This window comes from Hydrocarboniphaga sp., assembly GCF_028291725.1.
Lineage (GTDB): Bacteria > Pseudomonadota > Gammaproteobacteria > Nevskiales > Nevskiaceae > Hydrocarboniphaga.
Genome location: NZ_JAQGNT010000049.1, coordinates 1 through 19,792, shown reverse-complemented (window position 1 = coordinate 19,792; position 19,792 = coordinate 1). Strand labels below are relative to the sequence as shown.

Below are 19,792 nucleotides of genomic sequence, written 5' to 3'. Positions count from 1 at the left end.
ATCACGCAGGGATCGCGACGCGGTCCGAGCGACGTGCCAATAGTGGCTGCAGCATCACGCCGGCAACATGCAGCGCGGCGGTCGACAGCAGGAAGCCGAGGGCGAACATTGCAGGCTGCGCCAACGCCGGCAATTCCAGGCCATGCGCCGTGCCGTGAAACAGCGCGAACATGCCGACAACCAGCATCGCCGGCGCCAGCGACAACCGCAGTGCGGAGCTTGCCAGCAGCACAGCGATCAGCAGCGACGCGGCAATGCCGGCCTCGACCTGCGGCAATACGACGCCGCCGATGGCGAGGCTCGCGCCCAGCGCCATCACGGCGACGAAACTCGCCGGCACCAGCCAGCGCGCCTTGCCGCCGAGCTGCGCCGCCCAGACACCGACCAGCAGCATCACCAGCAGGTGATCGACGCCGAGCAGCGGATGCAACAGGCCGTCGACGAATCCGGCGCCGTGCAACTCATGGCCCGGATGCGCGAAAGCCGGTGCGGCCAATAACAGCAGCGACAGCGGCAACAGGCATTTGCTCAAGATGCGCATCAGAAAGTCTCCGGCAGTTCACGCGCCGGCAACCCGCCGGCCTGGACGATGAAGCGTGCGATGTCGTGCACGCCCTGGTTGATCTTCAGATTGGTGAAAATGAAAGGCCGCTCGCCGCGCATCTTTCTGGCATCGCGATCCATCACCTCCAGCGAGGCACCGACCAGCGGCGCCAGGTCGATCTTGTTGATCACCAGCAGATCGGAGCGCGTGATACCGGGCCCGCCCTTGCGCGGAATCTTGTCGCCGGCGGATACGTCGATCACATAGATCGTGATGTCGGCCAACTCAGGCGAAAACGTCGCAGCAAGGTTATCGCCGCCGCTTTCGACGAAGATCAGCTCCAGGTTCGGAAAGCGCCGCGACATGTCGGCGACCGCGGCCAGATTGATGCTCGCATCCTCGCGGATCGCGGTATGCGGGCAGCCGCCGGTTTCCACGCCCATGATGCGGTCCGGCGTCAGCGCGCCGGCGCGGGTCAGGAACTCCGCGTCCTCTTTCGTATAGATGTCGTTGGTGATCGCCGCGACGTCGTAGACCTGGCGCAGCAGCTTGCACAGGCGCTCGGTCAGCGCGGTCTTGCCGGAGCCGACCGGGCCGCCGATGCCGACACGCAGCGGGCCGTTGACCGGCGCCTTGGTCCCTGGGTTTTGCGAGAGCGGTAGATTCATGATCGGAACAGCCTCGTGTATTGGGTTTCGTGGCGCATCGAACAGAACTCCAGGCCCGGCGACGCCGTGCCCAGATCGTCGATATCGGTTGTCGGTGCTGCGGCCGTCACGCGGCTGACGACGGCGGCGAGCCTGGCCAGCGCGATCTGCCCATCGGTCTGGCCCAGCGGCACCAGGCGTACACCGGCCGACACCAGGTTGGCGGCGACCGAATGCAGAAACGCGCCCAGCGACGCGGCCAGCGGCAGGCCATGCGCGGCGCAGGCCAGCGCCATCGTCACACATTGCGTGGCCGCTTGATCCGCGTGGCACTCGGCGAATGCATCGAGCTGTGGATGCGGCCAGGCGCGGCGCGTGACCAGCAGGAACGCGGCGCCCTGCTGGCGCGCTTCCAAAGCAGTCTCGGCGCTGGCGCGGAAGGCGCTGGCGAGTTCGGAGATTTCGTCGAGCTTATCGTCGTCGCCGGCATGGCGATGTGCGTGCGCGAACAGCACCGCATCGACCCAGGCGCCGCCGCGTTCGAGCACCGCGCCGATGTAGTCGACCAGGGTCGCGACATCGCGGACGCTGCCTTCCTCGACCGCCCATTCCAGGCCGTGGCTGTAGCTGAAAGCGCCGATCGGATAACTCGGCGAGGTCCAGACCAGCAGGCGATACAGGTCGGCGTGCTCAGCGTTCATGACTGCCGGCACTCAGGAAGACGAAGCCGTGCTGCTCGTGTGCATGCGCGTTGGCGTAGGCGCCGGATTCCGGCGTGAACGGCGCGCTGATCTGCCGCACTTCGGCGCCCAGGCGGCGCAGCATGTCGGTGATGACGTGGTCTTCGCGGATCAGGATGCGGTCGGCGTCGAGCTGCGCCGGCAGGTGGCGGTTGCCGATGTGCCAGGCGAGCCTTATCAGTTCCCTGGTGCTGCTGGCCCTGATTTCGGTGAGGGCTTCTTCGGCGGCTTCGACCTTGACGATTGTTCCGTCTTCGAGCTTTAGTCCGTCGCCGTGGTTGAGGACGGTGGCGCGTGCGAGGTCGAGCAGGAATTCGGTGCCTTTTTGCGCTACGTAGCGGTAGCGGCGGCGGTGGCGCTCGTTGTAGTCGAGGGTGATGTGGTCGGTGGCGCTCGCTTCTGGCCAGGTGCCGGCGGGCAGGACTTCATTCGCGGCTTGCATGGGGGGCTCCTGTTGCGGCTGCTCGCGCAGCGCCTGAGGCGCAGTAACCGCCCCTGTAGGAGCGGGTCGTACCCGCGACTGTGCCGGTGGGGTTCCAGTCGCGGGTACGACCCGCTCCTACAGGGGCGGTGATTCCTCCGATCGCTATCCGTGCGTCGGCGCGGCGATCGGCGTCACACTTGCAGAGCACATGCACGTTCAAAACAAAAAATACCGCTGAGCCATCGGCAACACCAGCGCCGGCTCGCAAGTCAAAAGCTCACCATCCGCACGCACTTCGTAAGTCTCGGAGTCCACCTCGATCAAAGGCATCGCATCATTCAGCACCATCGAGCGTTTGCCAATACCACCGCGCGTATTGCGCACCGCCGCCAAAGGCCGCGTCAGGCCCAAACGTTTCGCGCCATCGGAATCTTTAAAAGCCTGAGAAACGAACAGCATTGAACTCTCGATCCCCGCACGTCCCAAAGCACCGAACATCGGCCGGTAATGCACCGGCTGCGGCGTCGGAATGCTCGCATTCGGATCACCCATCGGCGCCGCCGCGATCATGCCGCTTTTCAGCACCAGATCGGGCTTGACGCCGAAAAACGCCGGCGACCACAACACCAGATCGGCCAACTTCCCAACCTCGATCGAGCCGACAAAATCCGAAATGCCATGCGCAATCGCCGGATTGATCGTGTACTTGGCGATATACCGCCGCGCACGAAAATTGTCGGCCAAGGAATCATCGGAGCCGAGCGCACCACGCTGCAGCTTCATCTTGTTGGCGGTCTGCCAGCAGCGAATGACGGTCTCGCCAATGCGGCCCATCGCCTGGCTGTCGCTGCTCATCATCGAGAACGCGCCGAGGTCGTGCAGGATGTCTTCCGCGGCGATGGTCTCCTTGCGGATGCGGCTCTCGGCAAAGGCCACGTCCTCGGCGATGCGCGGGTCCAGGTGATGGCAAACCATCAGCATGTCCAGATGCTCGTCGAGCGTGTTGCGCGTATACGGCCGCGTCGGGTTGGTACTCGACGGCAGCACGTTCGGCAGGCCGGCGACGCGGATGATGTCCGGCGCATGGCCACCGCCGGCGCCTTCGGTGTGAAAGGCGTGAATCGTGCGGCCCTTGAAAGCGTCGATGGTGCTTTCGACGAAGCCGCTTTCATTCAAAGTATCGGTATGCAGCGTCGCCTGCACATCGAGTTCATCGCAGACCGAAAGACAGCAATCGATCGCGGCCGGCGTCGTGCCCCAGTCTTCGTGCAGCTTCAGTCCACACGCGCCAGCGAGCACCATTTCTTCCAGCGCGCCGGGCTGGCTGGCGTTGCCCTTGCCGAACAGGCCGATGTTCATCGGCAGGCTCTCGCAGGCCTGCAGCATGCGCGCGATATGCCAGGGGCCGGGCGTGCAGGTGGTCGCGAGCGTGCCGTGCGCGGGGCCGGTGCCGCCGCCGAGCATCGTCGTCACGCCGGCGTACAGCGCCTCGTCGACCTGCTGCGGACAGATGAAATGGATGTGACTGTCGATCGCGCCCGCGGTCAGAATCTTGCCTTCGCCGGCGATCACCTCGGTGCCGGGGCCGACGACGATCGTGACGCCCGGCTGCACGTCCGGATTGCCGGCCTTGCCGATCGCGTGGATGCGGCCGTCGCGCAGGCCGACGTCGGCCTTGACGATGCCCCAGTGATCGAGAATCAGCACGTTGGTGATCACGGTGTCGACGCTGCCCTGCGCACGCGTCGCCTGGCCCTGGCCCATGCCGTCGCGGATCACTTTGCCGCCGCCGAACTTCACTTCCTCGCCGTAGATCGTGTAATCGTGTTCGACACGGATGAAGAGTTCGGTATCGGCCAGACGCACGCGGTCGCCGGTGGTGGGGCCGTACATGCCGGCGTAGGCGCGGCGGGTGAGGGTGTTAGCCATGTCGAATGCCCGGCAGTGATGGCGGAACAAAATTCCGTTCCTCCCGAGTAGCCCGCACCGCGGGCGAATCGAGGGACCCATCGATGCGTCCCTCGATACGCGGCTGCGCCGCTACTCGGGAGGAACGGGGGGCGGCGCAGTGCTTCATCACAGCGCCCCCATCACGTCACCGCGGAAGCCGATGACGGCGCGCGCCCCGGCATAGGCCACCAGCCGCACCTCGCGACTCTGGCCGGGCTCGAAGCGGATCGCGGTGCCGGCCGGGATGTCGAGGCGGAAGCCGCGCGCTGCCGCGCGATCGAACGCCAGCCCCGGGTTCACTTCGGCAAAGTGATAGTGGCTGCCGACCTGCACCGGCCGGTCGCCGGTGTTGGCGACGGTCAAGCTCAGCGTCGCGCGGTCGGCGTTGAGCGTGATATCGCCGTCCTGCGTGATGATTTCGCCTGGGATCATGGCGCGATCTCCTTCAGCGTATCGGCTGGTGGACGGTCACCAGCTTGGTGCCGTCGGGGAAGGTCGCTTCGACCTGGATGTCGTGGATCATTTCGGCGATGCCCTCCATCACCTGGTCGCGCGTCAGCACCAGTGCGCCGGCCTGCATCAGGTCGGCGACGCTGCGGCCATCGCGCGCGCCTTCAACGACGGTGTCGGTGATCAGTGCAATCGCCTCCGGATAATTCAGCTTGACGCCGCGCTCGAGGCGTCGGCGCGCCACGATCGCGGCCATCGCGATCAGCAGCTTGTCTTTTTCTCGCGGTGTCAGGTTCACTCAACCAGCCTCCTGCGGTCTTCAAGACGGCGGGTCACGACCCGCCCTACTCCGCTTTGTGTAGGGCGGGTCGTGACCCGCCGCTTTTGTTCGCCCATCAGCAATCCCAATCATTCGGCAACCGCTCCGGCAGCCCCGCCGCCAGCGCTCGCAGTGCACCGGCCGCAATACGCACCGCCATCCGCATGTCGGCCGCATCCTCGGCCAGCACGCGCACAATCAGCAGGCCATCGAAAGCCGTAGCCGCGACCCGATCCGCACAGCCCTGCAGGCGCTCGCGCAGCGGTGGCAGCAGCGCGGCCGCATCTTCTCCGACATACACCAGGCTTGCGCAGGCACGCGCCGTGCCGAAGCCGAACGGCCGCGCGCGCTGCTCACCGACCTCGCCCTGCAGCTGCAGCGCGTCGGCCCAGACCAGCCGGCCGCCGCGGCGGATGCGCCAGGCGTCATGCAGCGAGCCGCTCGCAACAGCCTCGCCCATCGCGGTGCGGCCGAACACCAGGCTCTCGACGGCCAGCAGCCGCCCGGTCGGCGCGACATCGGCGACAAAACAGCGCCGCAGCTTGGAGCGATCGAACAGGATCGTCTCCTGCGCCAGCCACTCGGCCCATGCGCCGTCGCCGACACTGACGCGGATGTCGATGCGCGTCGCCTCGTCGCCGGGCAGCGCGCGATACAGCTTCTCCGCGGCCTGCGTGGTCACCGTCAGCCGCGTGCCCTCGCCCGCTTCGATCTGCAGCGCCAGCCGGTCGCCACCGGTGAGCCCGCCACTGGTGGTCAGCATCACCGCCTGCGCCGGCTCGCCCGCCTCCACGTCCGGAAACAGCACGCGGCAGGGCGCGCGCTGATACAGGTCGGCGAGCCGTGTCGCGCCCTGCGCGTCACGCCGGTAGGCGATGCGCGCAGCACCGTCCACGCGCTGATGCGCGGGCCGCTGAAGGCTCAGGCCTGAAGGCTGGAACATCGCGCTGACATCGGGAGTGAAGTCTCCGACACAACAAAAACGCATTAGGAAACGTCGTCCCCGCGAAGGCGGGGACCCAGTGCGGCGCTTACCGCTCCTGGATTCCCGCCTTCGCGGGAATGACGAAGCAAGAACGGCGTTACGACGCGTGAATCGCATGATCGCATCCTCGTGGCGCCGCCCGTCTACGTCAAACGCCCCATACCGGCCGGGCCCGGCCCTTCGTAGCCTGCGGATGCCGTCTCTATCCGCGTGCCTTGCACGCAGGGCGGCAACACGGGGCGAAGCCGCACTCAAGCGATGGCACCGAAATGCTCGGGCCACGCCGCGGCTTCGTGAGAGGTCTTATCGGAACGGGGAAACACATGGCTCGCAAAAACAAGACACACATGGCTGCATGGAAACGTAAAGGGCTCGCAGCGGCATTGCTGCTGACGACGGCGCCGGCGATGGCCGCGGAACTGACGCTGCCGCCGGTTTCGATCGGCGCCGGTGTGCGCACCAGCTTCACCGACAGCAGCTATTCGGGCTCGTCGGTCAAGGACAGCGACGACTTCACGGTGGACAGTGTCCGCCTGTACCTGAGCGGCGCGGCGACCGACACGGTCAAGTTCACGTTCAATACCGAATACAACAGCAGCAGCGATTCGGTGATCGTGATGGACGCGATCGCACGCTTCGAATATTCGCCGCAGTTCAACATCTGGGCCGGCCGCTTCCTGCCGCCGTCCGACCGCGCCAACCTGTATGGGCCTTACTACGCGAACCATTGGGGCGTATACAGAGAAAACGTGCTCGACGGCTACGCCAATACCGCGGTCGGCCGCGACAACGGTGTCGCCTACTGGGGTGATTTCGGCGGCCTGAAAGTTTCTGCCGGCCTGTTCGACGTGCCCGGTACTTCATCCACCGCAAGCCCTAACACCAATGCCGACGCCAACAAGGTCATCGCCGCCGGCCGCCTGCAGTACGACTTCTGGGACAAGGAGTCCGGCTACTGGCTCAACAGCACCTACTACGGCGCCAAGGACCTGCTGGCGATCGGCGTCGCCGGCCAGACCGCGGGCGGCGATACCTCGTTCACGGTCGACTTCCTGCTGGAAAAGAATCTCGGCGGCGCCGGTGTGTTCACGATCGAAAGCGAGTACGCGAAGTACGAGGGCCTGACCTCAGTGTTTGCCGAAAAAACCACCGGGGCCTACGGCCTGGTCAGCTATCTGTTCCCGCAGCCGGTCGGCATCGGCAAGATCCAGCTGCTCGGCAAGTACGCCGAGTCGGTCACCGACGTGTCCGGCTCCGATCCCAAGCTGAAGACCTTCGAAGGCGACATCGGCTACATCGTCAAGGAGTTCAAGGTCCGCGGCTATCTGTTCTACATCGACCAGAGCTGGGACAACTCCCCGGCCGCCGTCGACGCGACCTACGCCGGCGTCGGTCTGCAAGTCCAGATCTGATCCTGCATTTATCAATTTTGAAGGTGATCCGATGCAAATGAAGAAAATCCTGATGGCCGCGGCGATCGCCGCGGCCAGCTTCAGCGCCCACGCCGCCGACACCATCAAGGTCGGCGTGCTGCACTCGCTGTCCGGCACGATGGCGATCTCCGAGACCACGCTGAAGGACACTGTCCTGATGATGATCGACGAGCAGAACAAGAAGGGCGGCCTGCTCGGCAAGAAGCTCGAAGCGGTGGTCGTCGACCCGGCCTCGAACTGGCCGCTGTTCGCGGAAAAAGCCGCCGAGCTGCTGGAGAAAGACAAGGTCTCGGTGACCTTCGGCTGCTGGACCTCGGTGTCGCGCAAGAGCGTGCTGCCGGTGTTCGAGAAGGACAACGGCCTGCTGTTCTACCCGGTGCAGTTCGAGGGTGAAGAGTCGAGCAAAAACGTCTTCTACACCGGTGCCGCGCCGAACACGCAGGCGATCCCGGCCGTGGACTACCTGATGAAGGATCTGAAGGTGAAGCGCTGGGTGTTGGCCGGTACCGACTACGTCTATCCGCGCACCACCAACAAGATTCTCGAGGCCTATCTGAAGGCCAAGGGCGTCAAGTCCGAAGACATCATGATCAACTACACGCCGTTCGGTCATAGCGACTGGCAGTCGATCGTGTCGGACATCAAGAAGTTCGGCAGCGCCGGCAAGAAGACCGCCGTCGTGTCGACGATCAACGGCGACGCCAATGTTCCGTTCTACAAGGAACTCGGCAACCAGAAGATCTCGGCCGAAGACATCCCGGTGGTCGCGTTCTCGGTCGGTGAAGAAGAGCTCGCCGGCCTCGACACCAAGCCGCTGGTCGGCCATCTTGCCGCCTGGAACTACTTCATGAGCGTCGACACGCCCGAGAACAAGAAGGCGATCGAGACCTGGCACAAGTTCATCAAGAACGACAAGCGCACCTTCAACGATCCGATGGAAGCCACCGTGATCGGCTTCAATCTGTGGGTGAAAGCGGTCGAGAAAGCCAAGACGGTTGATGTCACCAAGGTCATCGAAACGCTGCCGGGCCTGGAAACGCCGAACCTGACCGGCGGCACCGCCAAGGTTCTGCCGAACCACTACATCACCAAGCCGGTGTACATCGGTGAAGTCCGCGATGACGCGCAGTTCGACGTGGTATGGAAGACCAAGGGCACCGTTCCGGGTGACGCCTGGTCCGACTACCTGCCGGGCAGCAAGGACATGGAAGCCGACTGGGTGACGCTGAAGTGCGGGCACTACAACACTGCGACCAAGACCTGCTCCGCCGAAGAAGTGGCGAAGTAAGCGGATCGATGTTGCGGACTGGACACCCCGACACAACGTCACTCCGTTCGTCCCGAGTAGCGCCAAAGGCGCATATCGAGGGACTTGAGCGACGATGCGTCCCTCGATACACCCACTACGTGGGTTACTCGGGAGGAACGGGGTTCTCTCCGGTCCGCCACATCAACGGTCTGGAACCTCTCCCGTGGTAAGACCCCTGCCCCGGACTGCAAAAGCGGTCCGGGGCGATTTTTGGCGCCCAAGTTGCATTGACCAACTCGTGAAACTCTCTCGCTCAACCTGGCCACTCCAATCTCTCGCGCTGGTGCTGCTGCTCGGCATCGTCGCTCCGCTGCATGCGGAAGACGCGGCTACCGCTGCACCGACCGCCGAGACGGCTCAAACAGCGCCGGCTGCAGCTCAGGGCTTTGCCGCCTGGGTCGCCGCGCTACCCGAGGCAAGCTATTCCGAGAAAGCCGACCTGGTGCAGCAGATCGCGGCCAGCGGTGATCCCGCGGCTGCACCCTTGTTGCGCGCGCTGCTAGAAAACCGCTTGTTTTCCAGCACCGATGGCCACGTGCTGATATCGAAGACCGAAGGCGAGCCCCAGGCTCTGGCCGATGCGGTCAGCGGTGAAGCCTCAAACCTGTCCGCCGACGACGTGAAGAAAGTCGGCACCAACAACTCGCTGCGCAAGACGCTCAAAGCGGCGATCGCGCAGCTCAGCCTGAGCGACAAGGACGCCGCCGTGCGGCTGGCCGCGGTGCGCGAAATGATGCGCAGCGTCGACGACGAGTCGACCGCCGCGCTGCGTGCGCACCGCGAAACCGAGACCGACGCCAGGGTACGCAGCGCGATCGACATCGGCCTGGCACTTGCGGACCTGGCCAGCAGCGACGCCGACACGCGCCTGGCGGCCGTCAAACATCTGTCCGGCGACATCTCCGCCGATGCCTACAACGCACTGCTGCCGCTGACTTCGAAGAACGACGACGGCAGCGACGTCGAGCCCGACGCGCGCGTGCGCTCGGCAGCGCAGATGGCGGTGCGCAACATCGAAGGCAAGCGCCAGATCTATGGCGGTATCGAGACCTTGTTCTTCGGCCTGTCGCTGGGCTCGGTGCTGGTGCTCGCTGCGATCGGCCTGGCGATCACCTTCGGCGTGATGGGCGTGATCAACATGGCGCACGGCGAGCTGATCATGCTCGGCGCGTACACCGCCTACGTGATGCAGCAGCTGATGCCGCAGCACATTGCCTTGGCGACGATGCTGTCGATCCCGGCCGCGTTCTGCGTCTCCGGACTGATGGGCGTGGCGATCGAGCGCGGCATCGTGCGCTTCCTGTACGGCCGCCCGCTGGAGACTTTGCTCGCGACTTTCGGCCTGTCGCTGATCCTGCAGCAGCTGGTGCGCAGCATCTTCTCGCCGTTGAACCGATCCGTGGCGACGCCGGAATTCATGAGCGGCTCGCTGACGATCAACGACGCGCTGTCGCTGACTTACAACCGCCTGTACATCGTGATCTTCATGTTCATCGTATTTGCGGCTTTGTTGACACTGTTGAAGCGCACCTCGCTGGGCCTGAAAGTGCGCGCGGTGTCGCAGAACCGCGCGATGGCGCGGGCGATGGGCGTGCGCACCGAATGGGTCGACGCCGCAACTTTCGGCCTTGGCTCCGGCATCGCCGGTGTCGCCGGCGTCGCGCTGTCGCAGCTGACCAATGTCGGCCCGAATCTCGGCCAAGCCTACATCATCGATTCGTTCATGGTCGTGGTGTTCGGTGGCGTTGGCAGCCTGTGGGGCACCTTGATCAGCGGCATGTCGCTAGGTGTCGTCAACAAACTGCTCGAACCCTATGCCGGCGCGGTGATGGCGAAGATTCTGGTACTGGTGTTCCTGATCATGTTCATCCAGAAGCGGCCGCGCGGGCTGTTCCCGCAGAAAGGCCGAGCGGCGGAGGGCTAGCGATGAGCCAGAACCTCCCCGTAGGGCGGGTCATGACCCGCCGCTTCTGCCCGGTCAACAACCAAAGCGGCGGGTCACGACCCGCCCTACGGATTCCCTCATGATCCGGCGCTTATTGCTGAGCGACCGCGGCTCGCAGCTGTTCTTCGGCGCACTGCTGCTGCTCGCGATCTTCGTTCCGCTGCTGAATCTGGGCACCGCGGAGACCTCCGCACTGCACGTTCCCGGCTACACCGTCACGCTGATCGGCAAGTACATGACCTACGCGCTGATGGCGATCGCGGTGGACCTGATCTGGGGCTACTGCGGCATCCTGAGCCTGGGCCATACCGCGTTCTTCGCGCTCGGCGGCTACGCGATGGGCATGTACCTGATGCGCCAGATCGGCACGCGCGGCGTGTACGCCGATCCGATCCTGCCGGACTTCATGGTGTTTTTGAACTGGAAGGAGCTGCCCTGGTTCTGGCACGGCATGGATCACTTCGGCGTGGCGATGCTGATGGTGGTGCTTGCGCCCGGCCTGCTCGCCTATCTGTTCGGCTGGTTCGCCTTCCGTTCTCGCGTCACCGGCGTGTATCTGTCGATCATCACGCAGGCGCTGACTTATGCACTGCTGCTGGCCTTCTTCCGCAACGAGATGGGCTTCGGCGGCAACAACGGCCTGACCGATTTCAAGGAGCTGCTCGGCTTCGATCTGCAGTCGCAGAAAACCCGCATCGGCCTGTTCCTGGTCACCGCGCTGATCCTGGCGATCAGCTACGCGCTATGCCGTTTCATCATCGCGTCCAGACTGGGCCGCGTGATCGAGGCGGTGAGGGACGCCGAGAGCCGCACGCGATTTATCGGCTACAAGGTCGAGAACGTGAAGCTGTGGCTGTGGACGTTCTCGGCGATCCTGTCGGGCATTGCCGGCGCGCTGTACGTGCCGCAGGTCGGCATCATCAATCCGGGCGAATTCGCGCCGATCAATTCGATCGAGGTCGTGGTCTGGGTCGCGGTTGGCGGGCGCGGCACCTTGTACGGCGCGGCGCTCGGTGCGTTCATCGTCAACTATGCCAAGACCTATTTCACTGCCGCGCTGCCGGAAGTCTGGCTGTACGCACTCGGCGCGCTGTTCGTCGGCGTGACCTTGTTCCTGCCGCAGGGCATCGTCGGCCTGCTGTCGAAATTGGGCAGCAAGAGGAAAGCCTCATGAACACCCCACAAAGTAAACCGCTACTTTGCGGGGGCCCCGCATGATCGGCGCCCGCCTGCTCGGCCAGCGCCGCCGCTCGGCCGCGCCCAAGCTCGACCTGTCGCACAACATCATTCTGTACCTGGAAGGCATCAGCGTCAGCTTCGACGGCTTCAAGGCGCTGAACGATCTGAATCTGTACATCGAGGCCGGCGAACTGCGCTGCATCATCGGCCCCAACGGTGCCGGCAAGACCACGATGATGGACGTGATCACCGGCAAGACCCGTCCCGACACCGGCAGCGCATGGTTCGGCCAGACCGTCGACCTGTTGTCGATGAGTGAGCCGGAGATCGCGATCGCCGGCATCGGCCGCAAGTTCCAGAAGCCCACGGTATTCCCGAATCACACTGCGTTCGAGAACCTGGAGCTGGCAATGGCCGGCGACAAATCGGTGTGGAAGGTATTGTTCGCCAAGCTCAACAGCGCGCAGATCGACAAGATCGACAGCGTGCTGAAAACGATCGGACTGACGGAGAAACGCGACACGCTGGCCGGCGGCCTGAGCCACGGCCAGAAGCAGTGGCTGGAGATCGGCATGCTGCTGATGCAGTCGCCGGAGCTGCTGCTGGTGGATGAGCCGGTGGCCGGCATGACGCCGCAGGAAACCGAGCGCACCGCGGAGCTGCTGGTGTCGCTGTCCGGCGAGCATTCGGTGGTCGTCGTCGAGCACGACATGGAGTTCGTGCGCTCGATCGCGCGCACCGTAACGGTGCTGCATCAGGGCTCGGTGCTCGCGGAAGGTACGATGGACCAGGTGCAGAACGATCCGAAAGTCATCGAAGTTTATCTGGGCGATTAGGCGATGCTCTCAACCAAGTCTTTCGTCGGTTTTGTAGGTTGGGGTGAGCCTGCGAACCCCAACATCGCTCCGAGGAAGGTTGGGGTTCGCTGTGCTCACCCCAACCTACGTTTCTCTGCGGAGCGCTGCTGATGCTCTCGATCAAGGGCCTCAACCAGTTCTACGGCGGCAGCCACACGCTGTGGGATATCGACATGGAGATCCCGAGCGGCTCGCGCACCTGCCTGATGGGCCGCAACGGCATGGGCAAGACCACCTTGCTGCGCTGCGTGATGGGCCTGGTTCCCGCCAGCTCCGGCGAGATCCTATTTGATGGTGACTCCGACGACGCCAAAGATTTGCGCAAGGTTTCGGCCGACGTGCGCGCCAGCCTCGGCATCGGCTTCGTGCCGCAGGGCCGCGAAATCTTCAGCCAGCTGTCGGTCGAAGAAAACCTGCGCATGGGCCTGATCGCCAAGCGCGAGCGGCCGGCCGATGCGCTGGAGCGTGTCTACACGCAGTTCCCGGTGCTGAAGCAGATGCTGCGTCGGCGTGGCGGCGATCTGTCCGGCGGCCAGCAGCAGCAGCTCGCGATCGGCCGCGCTCTATTGCTGCAGCCCAAGCTGCTGATTCTCGACGAGCCCTGCGAAGGCATCCAGCCGAACATCGTCCACGAGATCGGCGACCTGATCCTGCGCTTGAATGCCGAGACCGGGCTGACGGTGCTGATCGTCGAGCAGAAGCTGCCGTTCGCACGCCGCGTCGCCAGCGACTTCCGGATTCTGGACAAGGGCCGCGCAGTTGCCGGCGGCGTGATCGGCGAGTTGAGCGACGAGATGGTCAAGCATCATCTGACGGTTTAAACGCACCATCCCAACTGTCATTCCCGCGTAGGCGGGAATCCAGAGACGGCGCGGCGCTCACTTGCAGAGCCTGGATTCCCGCTTTCGCGGGAATGACAGACTAAACGCTCCGCGCCACACGTCGCGACTTCGACCGTGCCCGCGACAGCTGCTCCAGCGTGATCGTCTTCGCCGCCAGCTGGCTGCGGCGGATGTGCTGGGTCAGCGCCTGCTGCGCGCTGACGATGTCGCGCTTCAGCAAATGTTGGCAGATCGCGTAGTGCTCCTTGTAAGTCAGATCGACGCGCTGGTTATCGGTGAAATCGAGCCGGCGGATGATGTGGATCGCATGATTGATCCGCGCCAGGTAGTCGGCCAGCACCAGGTTGCCGCCGCCTTCGGCCAGTGCGATATGAAAACTCTCGTCGAGTTCGGCCATCGCCTCGACGTCGACCCGGGTTTTCGGCTGGCGTGCCGGGTCCCACTTGCGCGCGAGTTCCCTGATTGCCTTGTCCGGCATGTGCGTGCAGGCCACTTCCAGCGCGCACATTTCCAGTGCGATGCGCACCTGGTAGTGCTCGTCGATCTCCTCGATGTCGATCTCGCGGATGAAGCAGCCCTGCTTGGGCCGCACCGTCAGATAGCCCTCGAGCTGCAGCCGCTGCAGCGCCTCACGCACCGGCGTGCGGCTGACGCCGAAGCGCTCGGCCAGCTCGCTTTCGGTGACCCGCGAGCCCGGGTAGATCTCGAAGCCGAGGATCAGTGCCTTGAGCTGGGAATAGACCTCGTGGGCGGAGCCGCCTTTGAGAATCACGCTGCTGTTCATTCATCGGGTCCAGGGAGAGGCGCCATTGTATGCAAGCATGGGCCTGCTTGTTGCATACAACATTGCGCGCCAGATGTCTGGCGCCAGCCAACGGGAAGCCGTCGTGAGAGTACCGGACGATCTGTCGCTCGCATCCTTGCGCGCCGCTTATCAGGCGGGCGATTGCCGGCCGCGCGACCTGCTCGCGCATTTGCGCCAGCGCGCGCTCGCGGCCAATCCCGAGTTTCATCTGTACATCACGCTGCTCGACGAGGCGCAGCTTGAGCCCTACCTGGCGGCGCTCGACGAGCGCGACCCGGCGTCGCTGCCGCTGTTCGGCATCCCGTTCGCGATCAAGGACAACATCGATCTCGCCGGCGTGCCCACCACCGCAGCCTGCCCGGCCTATGCCTACACGCCGCAAGCTTCGGCAACTGCAGTGCAGCGCTTGATCGATCTCGGTGCAGTGCCCACCGGCAAAACCAATCTGGACCAGTTCGCCACCGGCCTCAACGGCCTGCGCTCGCCTTACGGTGAATGCCGCAACTCGGTGCTGCCGGAATATCCCAGCGGCGGCTCCAGCTCGGGCTCGTCGCTGGCGGTTGCACTGAACCTGGCGAGCTTTTCGCTCGGCACCGACACCGCCGGTTCGGGCCGCGTGCCGGCGGCACTCAACGGCCTGGTCGGCGTCAAGCCAACGCGCGGCATCGTGTCGACTTCCGGCGTCGTGCCCTGCTGCCGTTCGCTGGATTGCATCAGCCTGTTCAGCCGCAGCAGCGGCGATGTCGCCCAAGTGCTGGCGTTGCTCGCGCAGTTCGACCGACAACAGCCGTACAGCCGGCGCAATCCGGCCTGGAATGCGGCGGCACTCGCAGCGGCGCCGGCGTCGTTCCGCTTCGGCGTGCCGCGCGCGCACGATCTGCTCTGGTTCGGCTGCGACGAAGGACCGGCGCTGTTCGATTGCGCACGCGCGACATTGGAAGGGATCGGCGGCGTAGCGGTCGAGATCGATCTCCGTCCGTTCATGGAGGCCGCAAGCTTGCTGTACGCAGCGCCCGGCGCGGCGGAACGCTATGCCGCTTTCGGCGAACTGATAGCGCGCCAGCCCGACGCGGTACTGCCGGTGATTCGCGACGTGGTGACGCCCGGCGCGCATGCCACTGCAGTGGATCGAATCCTCGCAGCCGAACGCCTGCAGGAGCTGAAGCGGATCTGCGATCAGAGCCTGGACGCGCTCGATCTGGTGCTGACGCCGACGATCCCGCGCGCCTACACCCGCGAGCAGATCCGCGCCGAACCGGTGCTGCGCAACAGCGAACTCGGCACCTATACCAACTTCATGAACCTGCTGGATTACGCGGCCGTCGCGGTGCCGGCCGGCAGCCTGCGCAACGGCCTGCCCTGGGGCATCACGCTGTTCGGCCGCGCGTATACCGACCAATATTTGCTGAGCATTGCGCGGGCCATGCAACTGCAATTGCCGAGCAGCGACACGCTGCGTCCGGGTGATCGCATGCGCCTCGTCGTCTGCGGTGCGCATCTGCAAGGTCTTGCCTTGAATCACCAGTTGCTGACGCGTGGCGCGCGCCTGATCGAAGCCACGCGCAGCGCCGCGCGATATCGGCTCTACGCGCTGCCAGGCGGGCCACCGGCGCGGCCAGCGATGGCGCGCAGCGCCAGCGGCCATGCGATCGAAGTCGAGGTCTGGGAACTGCCGAGCAGCGAAGTCGGCTCGTTTCTGGCCGGCATCGCCGCGCCGCTGGGCCTGGGCAAGATCGAGCTCGCCGACGGACGCTTTGAAACCGGCTTCATTTGCGAGGAATCCGGCGTGGTCGGCGCTGCCGATATCACTGAGTTCGGTGGTTGGCGTGCGTATCGGGCCTCGACGCAGGTCGGCAATCCCTTGCCGACATGAAAACCCGATGCGCAACGCGGGCTTCACGTCGGCAAGGGATTGCCGACCTACGTCAAATGGACACTGCTTTTCTTGCATGCAACGTCGCATCCGGGCATGGATGCTGCTTGAACAGATCAGGGATTAGGGGACTCGCATGACAAGCACCGCGGCAAGCTTTTGCACGATCGCCGCAGAGCCGTATGCGCTCGCGGTTTCGCCTGCGAGTACGGCCTTGCTGATCATCGACATGCAGCGCGATTTCATGGAGCCCGGCGGCTTCGGCGCGATGCTCGGCAACGACGTGTCGCTGCTGCGCGTCGCGATCGAGCCTTTGCAGGCACTGCTCGCCGCCGCACGCAAGACCGGGCTTTTCATCCTGCATACGCGCGAAGGTCATCGCGCCGATCTCAGCGACGCTCCGCCGGCCAAACTCGAACGCGGCCACGGCAAGACGCGTATCGGCGACCTCGGCCCGATGGGCCGCATCCTGATTCGCGGCGAAGCCGGCCACGACATCATCCCCGAGCTTTATCCGCTGCCCGGCGAGCCGGTGATCGACAAGCCCGGCAAAGGCTCGTTCTGTCAGACCGATCTGGAATTGATACTGAAAAACCGCGGCATTCGTACGCTGATCGTCTGCGGCGTGACCACCGAGGTCTGCGTGCATACCACCGTGCGCGAGGCCAACGACCGCGGTTTCGAATGCGTCGTGCCGGCGGATTGCGCGGCCTCGTACTTCCCCGAATTTCACCAAATGGCGCTGCGCATGATCGTCGCGCAGGGCGGCATTTTCGGCTGGGTTTCAGATTCGGCGCGCGTAATCGCGGCGCTGGGATAAATCGGGTCGAATCTCTCCCTCCCCCGCTTGCGGGGGAGGGCCGGGGTGGGGGCGGAAGTCGCGGCGCTGTCGTCGCGCCCCCATCCCAACCTTCCCCCGCAAGCGGGGGAAGGAGCAGGGCGGTTGCGGGAGAGGGTCCATCAGTTTCGGGGAACGTGGGACACAAGGGGGAATACGCATGAGCACCGCAATAAGCAGCAAACCCAAAATCTGGGTTCCAGGCGACTGGAATGCCTTCTTCGGCTTTGGCACCAACATCCTGGTCAACCTGCTGACGCTGACGGCGCTGATGCGCTACGTGCTGAAGCTGCCCGACGATCTGATCTTCGGGCGCATCCTGCCCGCGACCGGCCTGATGCTGTTCCTGTCGACGATCTATTACGCCTACCTGGCCTATAAGCTCGCGGTGAAGAGCGGCCGCAGCGATGTCTGCGCACTGCCTTCGGGCATCAGCGTGCCGCATATGTTCGTCGTCGTGTTCGTGATCATGATGCCGATCGCCGGCGCGACCGGCGATCCGATCAAGGGCTGGGAAGCGGGCCTGACCTGGGTGTTCGTGCAGAGCTTCGTGCTGATGGTCGGCGGCTTCGTCGCGCCCTTCATCAAGAAGATCACGCCGCGCGCCGCGCTGCTCGGCGCGCTCGCCGGCGTGTCGATCGCGTTCATCTCGCTGCGCCCTGCGCTGGACATGTACATGGACCCGGTGATCGGCATCGTCTGCTTCGCGATCCTGCTGTCGAGCTGGTTCGGTGGCGTGCGCTATTTCAAGGGCATTCCCGCGGGCCTGGTCGCAATCGCGGTGGGCTCGCTGATCGCCTGGGGCGGGCTCGCGTTCGGCTTTCACTTCGGCGGCATGAGTGTCGAGAAACTCGGCAGTTCCTTCGCCAGCTTCGGCTTCAGCTTCCCGGTGCCGGAGTTCGGCCACGTGTTCGGCGGCTTCCAGTACCTGGGCGTGATCCTGGTCACCGCGATCCCGTTCGGCATCTACGACCTGGTCGAGGCGATGGACAACGTCGAGAGCGCGGAGGCCGGCGGCGACCACTACCCGACGACGCGCGTACTGACCGCCGACGGCGTGGTCAGCCTGATCGGCTGCTGCCTCGGCAATCCCTTCATCAATGCGGTGTACATCGGCCATCCGGGCTGGAAGGCGATCGGCGGCCGCATCGGCTATTCCGCCGCGACCGGCGTGATGGTGCTGATCCTGTCGTGGTTCGGCATTCTGGCCGTGATGATGGCGCTGATTCCGGTGGTCGCGATCTCGCCGATCCTGCTCTACATCGGCATGCTGATCGGCGCGCAGGCGTTCCAGGAGACACCGAAGAATCACGCGCCAGCGGTGATCCTGGCGCTGATTCCGCAGGTCGCCGGTTGGGGCAAGCTGATGATCGACAACGCGCTCGGCGCGGCCGGCACCAATGCGGCAACCGTAGGCCTGGACAAGCTCGCCGGCGCCGGCGTGCTGTACCACGGGCTGGAACTGCTCGGCAGCGGCGCGATTCTCGGCAGCCTGATACTCGCCGCGATCGCGGCCTGCATCATTGATCGTACGTTCGCCAAGGCCGCGGGCTTTGCGGCTGCCGGAGCGGTGCTGACTTTCTTCGGCTTCATGCACAGCGAGGCGATCGGCATCGCCAAGACGCCGCTGGTCGCGCTGAGCTATCTGGGTGTCGCCGCGCTGCTGTTCGGCTGCGCGCGCTACAGCGTGTCGGCCGAAGAGCCGGTGAAAGCGCGACCGCAGGACGCGCTGCCCGGCGCCGAAGCGGCGCTGTAATACGCTCAACCACAGCCCGGTACTTCGTCATTCCCGCGAAGGCGGGAATCCAGGCAGCGGTCACTGCGGCCCTGGATTCCCGCCTTCGCGGGAATGACGACTTTCCACTAATCAGGAGCAGCTGATGACCGAACTCTACGTCCAGGCCGAACCCTACCGCTGGCCCTACAACGGCGATCTGCGGCCGCAGAACACGGCGCTGATCATCATCGACATGCAGACCGACTTCTGCGGCATCGGCGGCTACGTCGACACCATGGGCTACGAGCTGTCGCTGACGCGCGCGCCGATCGCGCCGATCAAGCGCGTGCTGACGCGATTCCGCGAACTCGGCTTCCACATCATCCACACGCGCGAAGGCCATAGACCGGATCTGTCGGATCTGCCGGCGAACAAGCGCTGGCGCTCGCGGCAGATGGGCGCCGGCATCGGCGACCCCGGCCCCTGCGGCCGCATCCTGGTACGCGGCGAGCCGGGCTGGGACATCATCGAAGAGCTGTATCCGCTGCCGGGCGAGCCGATCATCGACAAGCCCGGCAAGGGCTCGTTCTGCGCCACCGATCTGGAGCTGATCCTGCGCGTGCGCGGCATCGACAACATCCTGCTGTCGGGCATCACCACCGACGTCTGCGTGCATACCACGATGCGCGAAGCCAACGACCGCGGCTTCGAATGCGTGCTGCTGGAAGACTGCTGCGGCGCGACGGATCACAACAACCATCTCGCCGCACTTCACATGATCAAGATGCAGGGCGGCGTGTTCGGTGCGGTGTCCAACTCGCAAGCACTGCTCGAAGCACTGGTCTGACGATATCGCCGGGGATGATTCCGTACCTGTAGGAGCGGTCCTTGTCCGCGAATGTGCCAATGCAGCCGCAATAGCGGTCAAGGACCGC

The 19,792-nt window shown here is 64.7% G+C and carries 19 protein-coding genes; 10 read left to right on the top strand and 9 right to left on the bottom strand.

Translation table 11 applies throughout. The annotated features are described in order from the left end of the window. Position 1: 1 nt before the first annotated feature. The 8 genes from JWQ90_RS13920 to JWQ90_RS13885 form a co-directional block, all read right to left on the bottom strand. A complete protein-coding gene (locus JWQ90_RS13920) occupies positions 2-541 on the bottom strand; it encodes a HupE/UreJ family protein (RefSeq protein WP_299695172.1) in 540 nt (179 codons plus the stop codon). Further along, positions 541-1,212, bottom strand: a complete 672-nt coding sequence (gene ureG, locus JWQ90_RS13915) for an urease accessory protein UreG (RefSeq protein ID WP_299695171.1) — start codon at positions 1,210-1,212, stop codon at positions 541-543. The genes JWQ90_RS13920 and ureG overlap by 1 nt, the downstream gene beginning before the upstream one ends. Continuing rightward, positions 1,209-1,892, bottom strand: coding sequence for an urease accessory protein UreF (locus tag JWQ90_RS13910; RefSeq protein WP_299695169.1), 684 nt, complete (start codon positions 1,890-1,892; stop codon positions 1,209-1,211). The genes ureG and JWQ90_RS13910 overlap by 4 nt, the downstream gene beginning before the upstream one ends. Further along, the gene (ureE, locus tag JWQ90_RS13905) at positions 1,882-2,373 is read right to left on the bottom strand and encodes an urease accessory protein UreE (protein WP_299695167.1); all 492 of its coding nucleotides are present in this window, start codon (positions 2,371-2,373) and stop codon (positions 1,882-1,884) included. Before ureE ends, JWQ90_RS13910 begins: the two co-directional genes overlap by 11 nt. 198 nt (positions 2,374-2,571) lie before the next feature. Beyond that, the gene (ureC, locus tag JWQ90_RS13900) at positions 2,572-4,284 is read right to left on the bottom strand and encodes an urease subunit alpha (RefSeq protein WP_299695165.1); all 1,713 of its coding nucleotides are present in this window, start codon (positions 4,282-4,284) and stop codon (positions 2,572-2,574) included. 147 nt (positions 4,285-4,431) lie between these two features. Beyond that, positions 4,432-4,737 carry an urease subunit beta gene (locus JWQ90_RS13895; RefSeq protein ID WP_299695163.1) on the bottom strand — a complete coding sequence of 102 codons (306 nt, stop codon included), beginning with the start codon at positions 4,735-4,737 and terminating at the stop codon, positions 4,432-4,434. A gap of 13 nt (positions 4,738-4,750) precedes the next feature. After that, positions 4,751-5,053, bottom strand: coding sequence for an urease subunit gamma (locus JWQ90_RS13890; RefSeq protein ID WP_299695161.1), 303 nt, complete (start codon positions 5,051-5,053; stop codon positions 4,751-4,753). A gap of 97 nt (positions 5,054-5,150) precedes the next feature. Further along, entirely contained in the window at positions 5,151-6,017 is an 867-nt protein-coding gene (locus JWQ90_RS13885) for an urease accessory protein UreD (RefSeq protein ID WP_299695159.1), read from the bottom strand. Between the two features lie 389 nt (positions 6,018-6,406). Here JWQ90_RS13885 and JWQ90_RS13880 point away from each other — a divergent pair, with 389 nt between their 5' ends. The 6 genes from JWQ90_RS13880 to urtE all read left to right on the top strand — a co-directional run bounded on the left by JWQ90_RS13880 (position 6,407) and on the right by urtE (position 13,603). Then, positions 6,407-7,471, top strand: a complete 1,065-nt coding sequence (locus JWQ90_RS13880; RefSeq protein ID WP_299695157.1) for a hypothetical protein — start codon at positions 6,407-6,409, stop codon at positions 7,469-7,471. A 37-nt stretch (positions 7,472-7,508) separates the two neighbouring features. Then, positions 7,509-8,780, top strand: coding sequence for an urea ABC transporter substrate-binding protein (urtA, locus tag JWQ90_RS13875; RefSeq protein WP_366919509.1), 1,272 nt, complete (start codon positions 7,509-7,511; stop codon positions 8,778-8,780). Positions 8,781-9,039: 259 nt separating this feature from the next. Continuing rightward, positions 9,040-10,725 carry an urea ABC transporter permease subunit UrtB gene (gene urtB, locus JWQ90_RS13870; RefSeq protein WP_299695153.1) on the top strand — a complete coding sequence of 562 codons (1,686 nt, stop codon included), beginning with the start codon at positions 9,040-9,042 and terminating at the stop codon, positions 10,723-10,725. 100 nt (positions 10,726-10,825) lie between these two features. After that, positions 10,826-11,920, top strand: a complete 1,095-nt coding sequence (urtC, locus tag JWQ90_RS13865) for an urea ABC transporter permease subunit UrtC (RefSeq protein WP_299695151.1) — start codon at positions 10,826-10,828, stop codon at positions 11,918-11,920. Between the two features lie 40 nt (positions 11,921-11,960). Next, entirely contained in the window at positions 11,961-12,761 is an 801-nt protein-coding gene (gene urtD / locus JWQ90_RS13860) for an urea ABC transporter ATP-binding protein UrtD (RefSeq protein ID WP_299695149.1), read from the top strand. Positions 12,762-12,892: 131 nt separating this feature from the next. Then, positions 12,893-13,603: an urea ABC transporter ATP-binding subunit UrtE gene (gene urtE, locus JWQ90_RS13855; protein ID WP_299695146.1), complete on the top strand. Its 711-nt coding sequence runs from the start codon at positions 12,893-12,895 to the stop codon at positions 13,601-13,603. A 100-nt stretch (positions 13,604-13,703) separates the two neighbouring features. Here the strand turns inward: urtE and JWQ90_RS13850 are convergent, their stop codons facing one another. Then, a complete protein-coding gene (locus tag JWQ90_RS13850; protein WP_299695144.1) occupies positions 13,704-14,408 on the bottom strand; it encodes a GntR family transcriptional regulator in 705 nt (234 codons plus the stop codon). Between the two features lie 103 nt (positions 14,409-14,511). On the opposite strand from JWQ90_RS13850, the gene atzF reads away from it, so the two are divergent. From atzF to JWQ90_RS13830, 4 genes are all read left to right on the top strand, one after another. Beyond that, on the top strand, positions 14,512-16,302 hold the full coding sequence (gene atzF, locus JWQ90_RS13845; protein WP_299695141.1) for an allophanate hydrolase: 1,791 nt from the start codon (positions 14,512-14,514) through the stop codon (positions 16,300-16,302). 136 nt (positions 16,303-16,438) lie between these two features. Then, positions 16,439-17,122, top strand: a complete 684-nt coding sequence (locus tag JWQ90_RS13840; RefSeq protein ID WP_299695138.1) for an isochorismatase family cysteine hydrolase — start codon at positions 16,439-16,441, stop codon at positions 17,120-17,122. 178 nt (positions 17,123-17,300) lie between these two features. Continuing rightward, entirely contained in the window at positions 17,301-18,896 is a 1,596-nt protein-coding gene (locus JWQ90_RS13835) for a regulator (protein ID WP_299695135.1), read from the top strand. Positions 18,897-19,020: 124 nt separating this feature from the next. Continuing rightward, positions 19,021-19,704 (top strand): isochorismatase family cysteine hydrolase, encoded by a 684-nt coding sequence (locus JWQ90_RS13830; RefSeq protein WP_299695132.1) that lies wholly within the window; start codon positions 19,021-19,023, stop codon positions 19,702-19,704. Positions 19,705-19,792 lie beyond the last annotated feature (88 nt).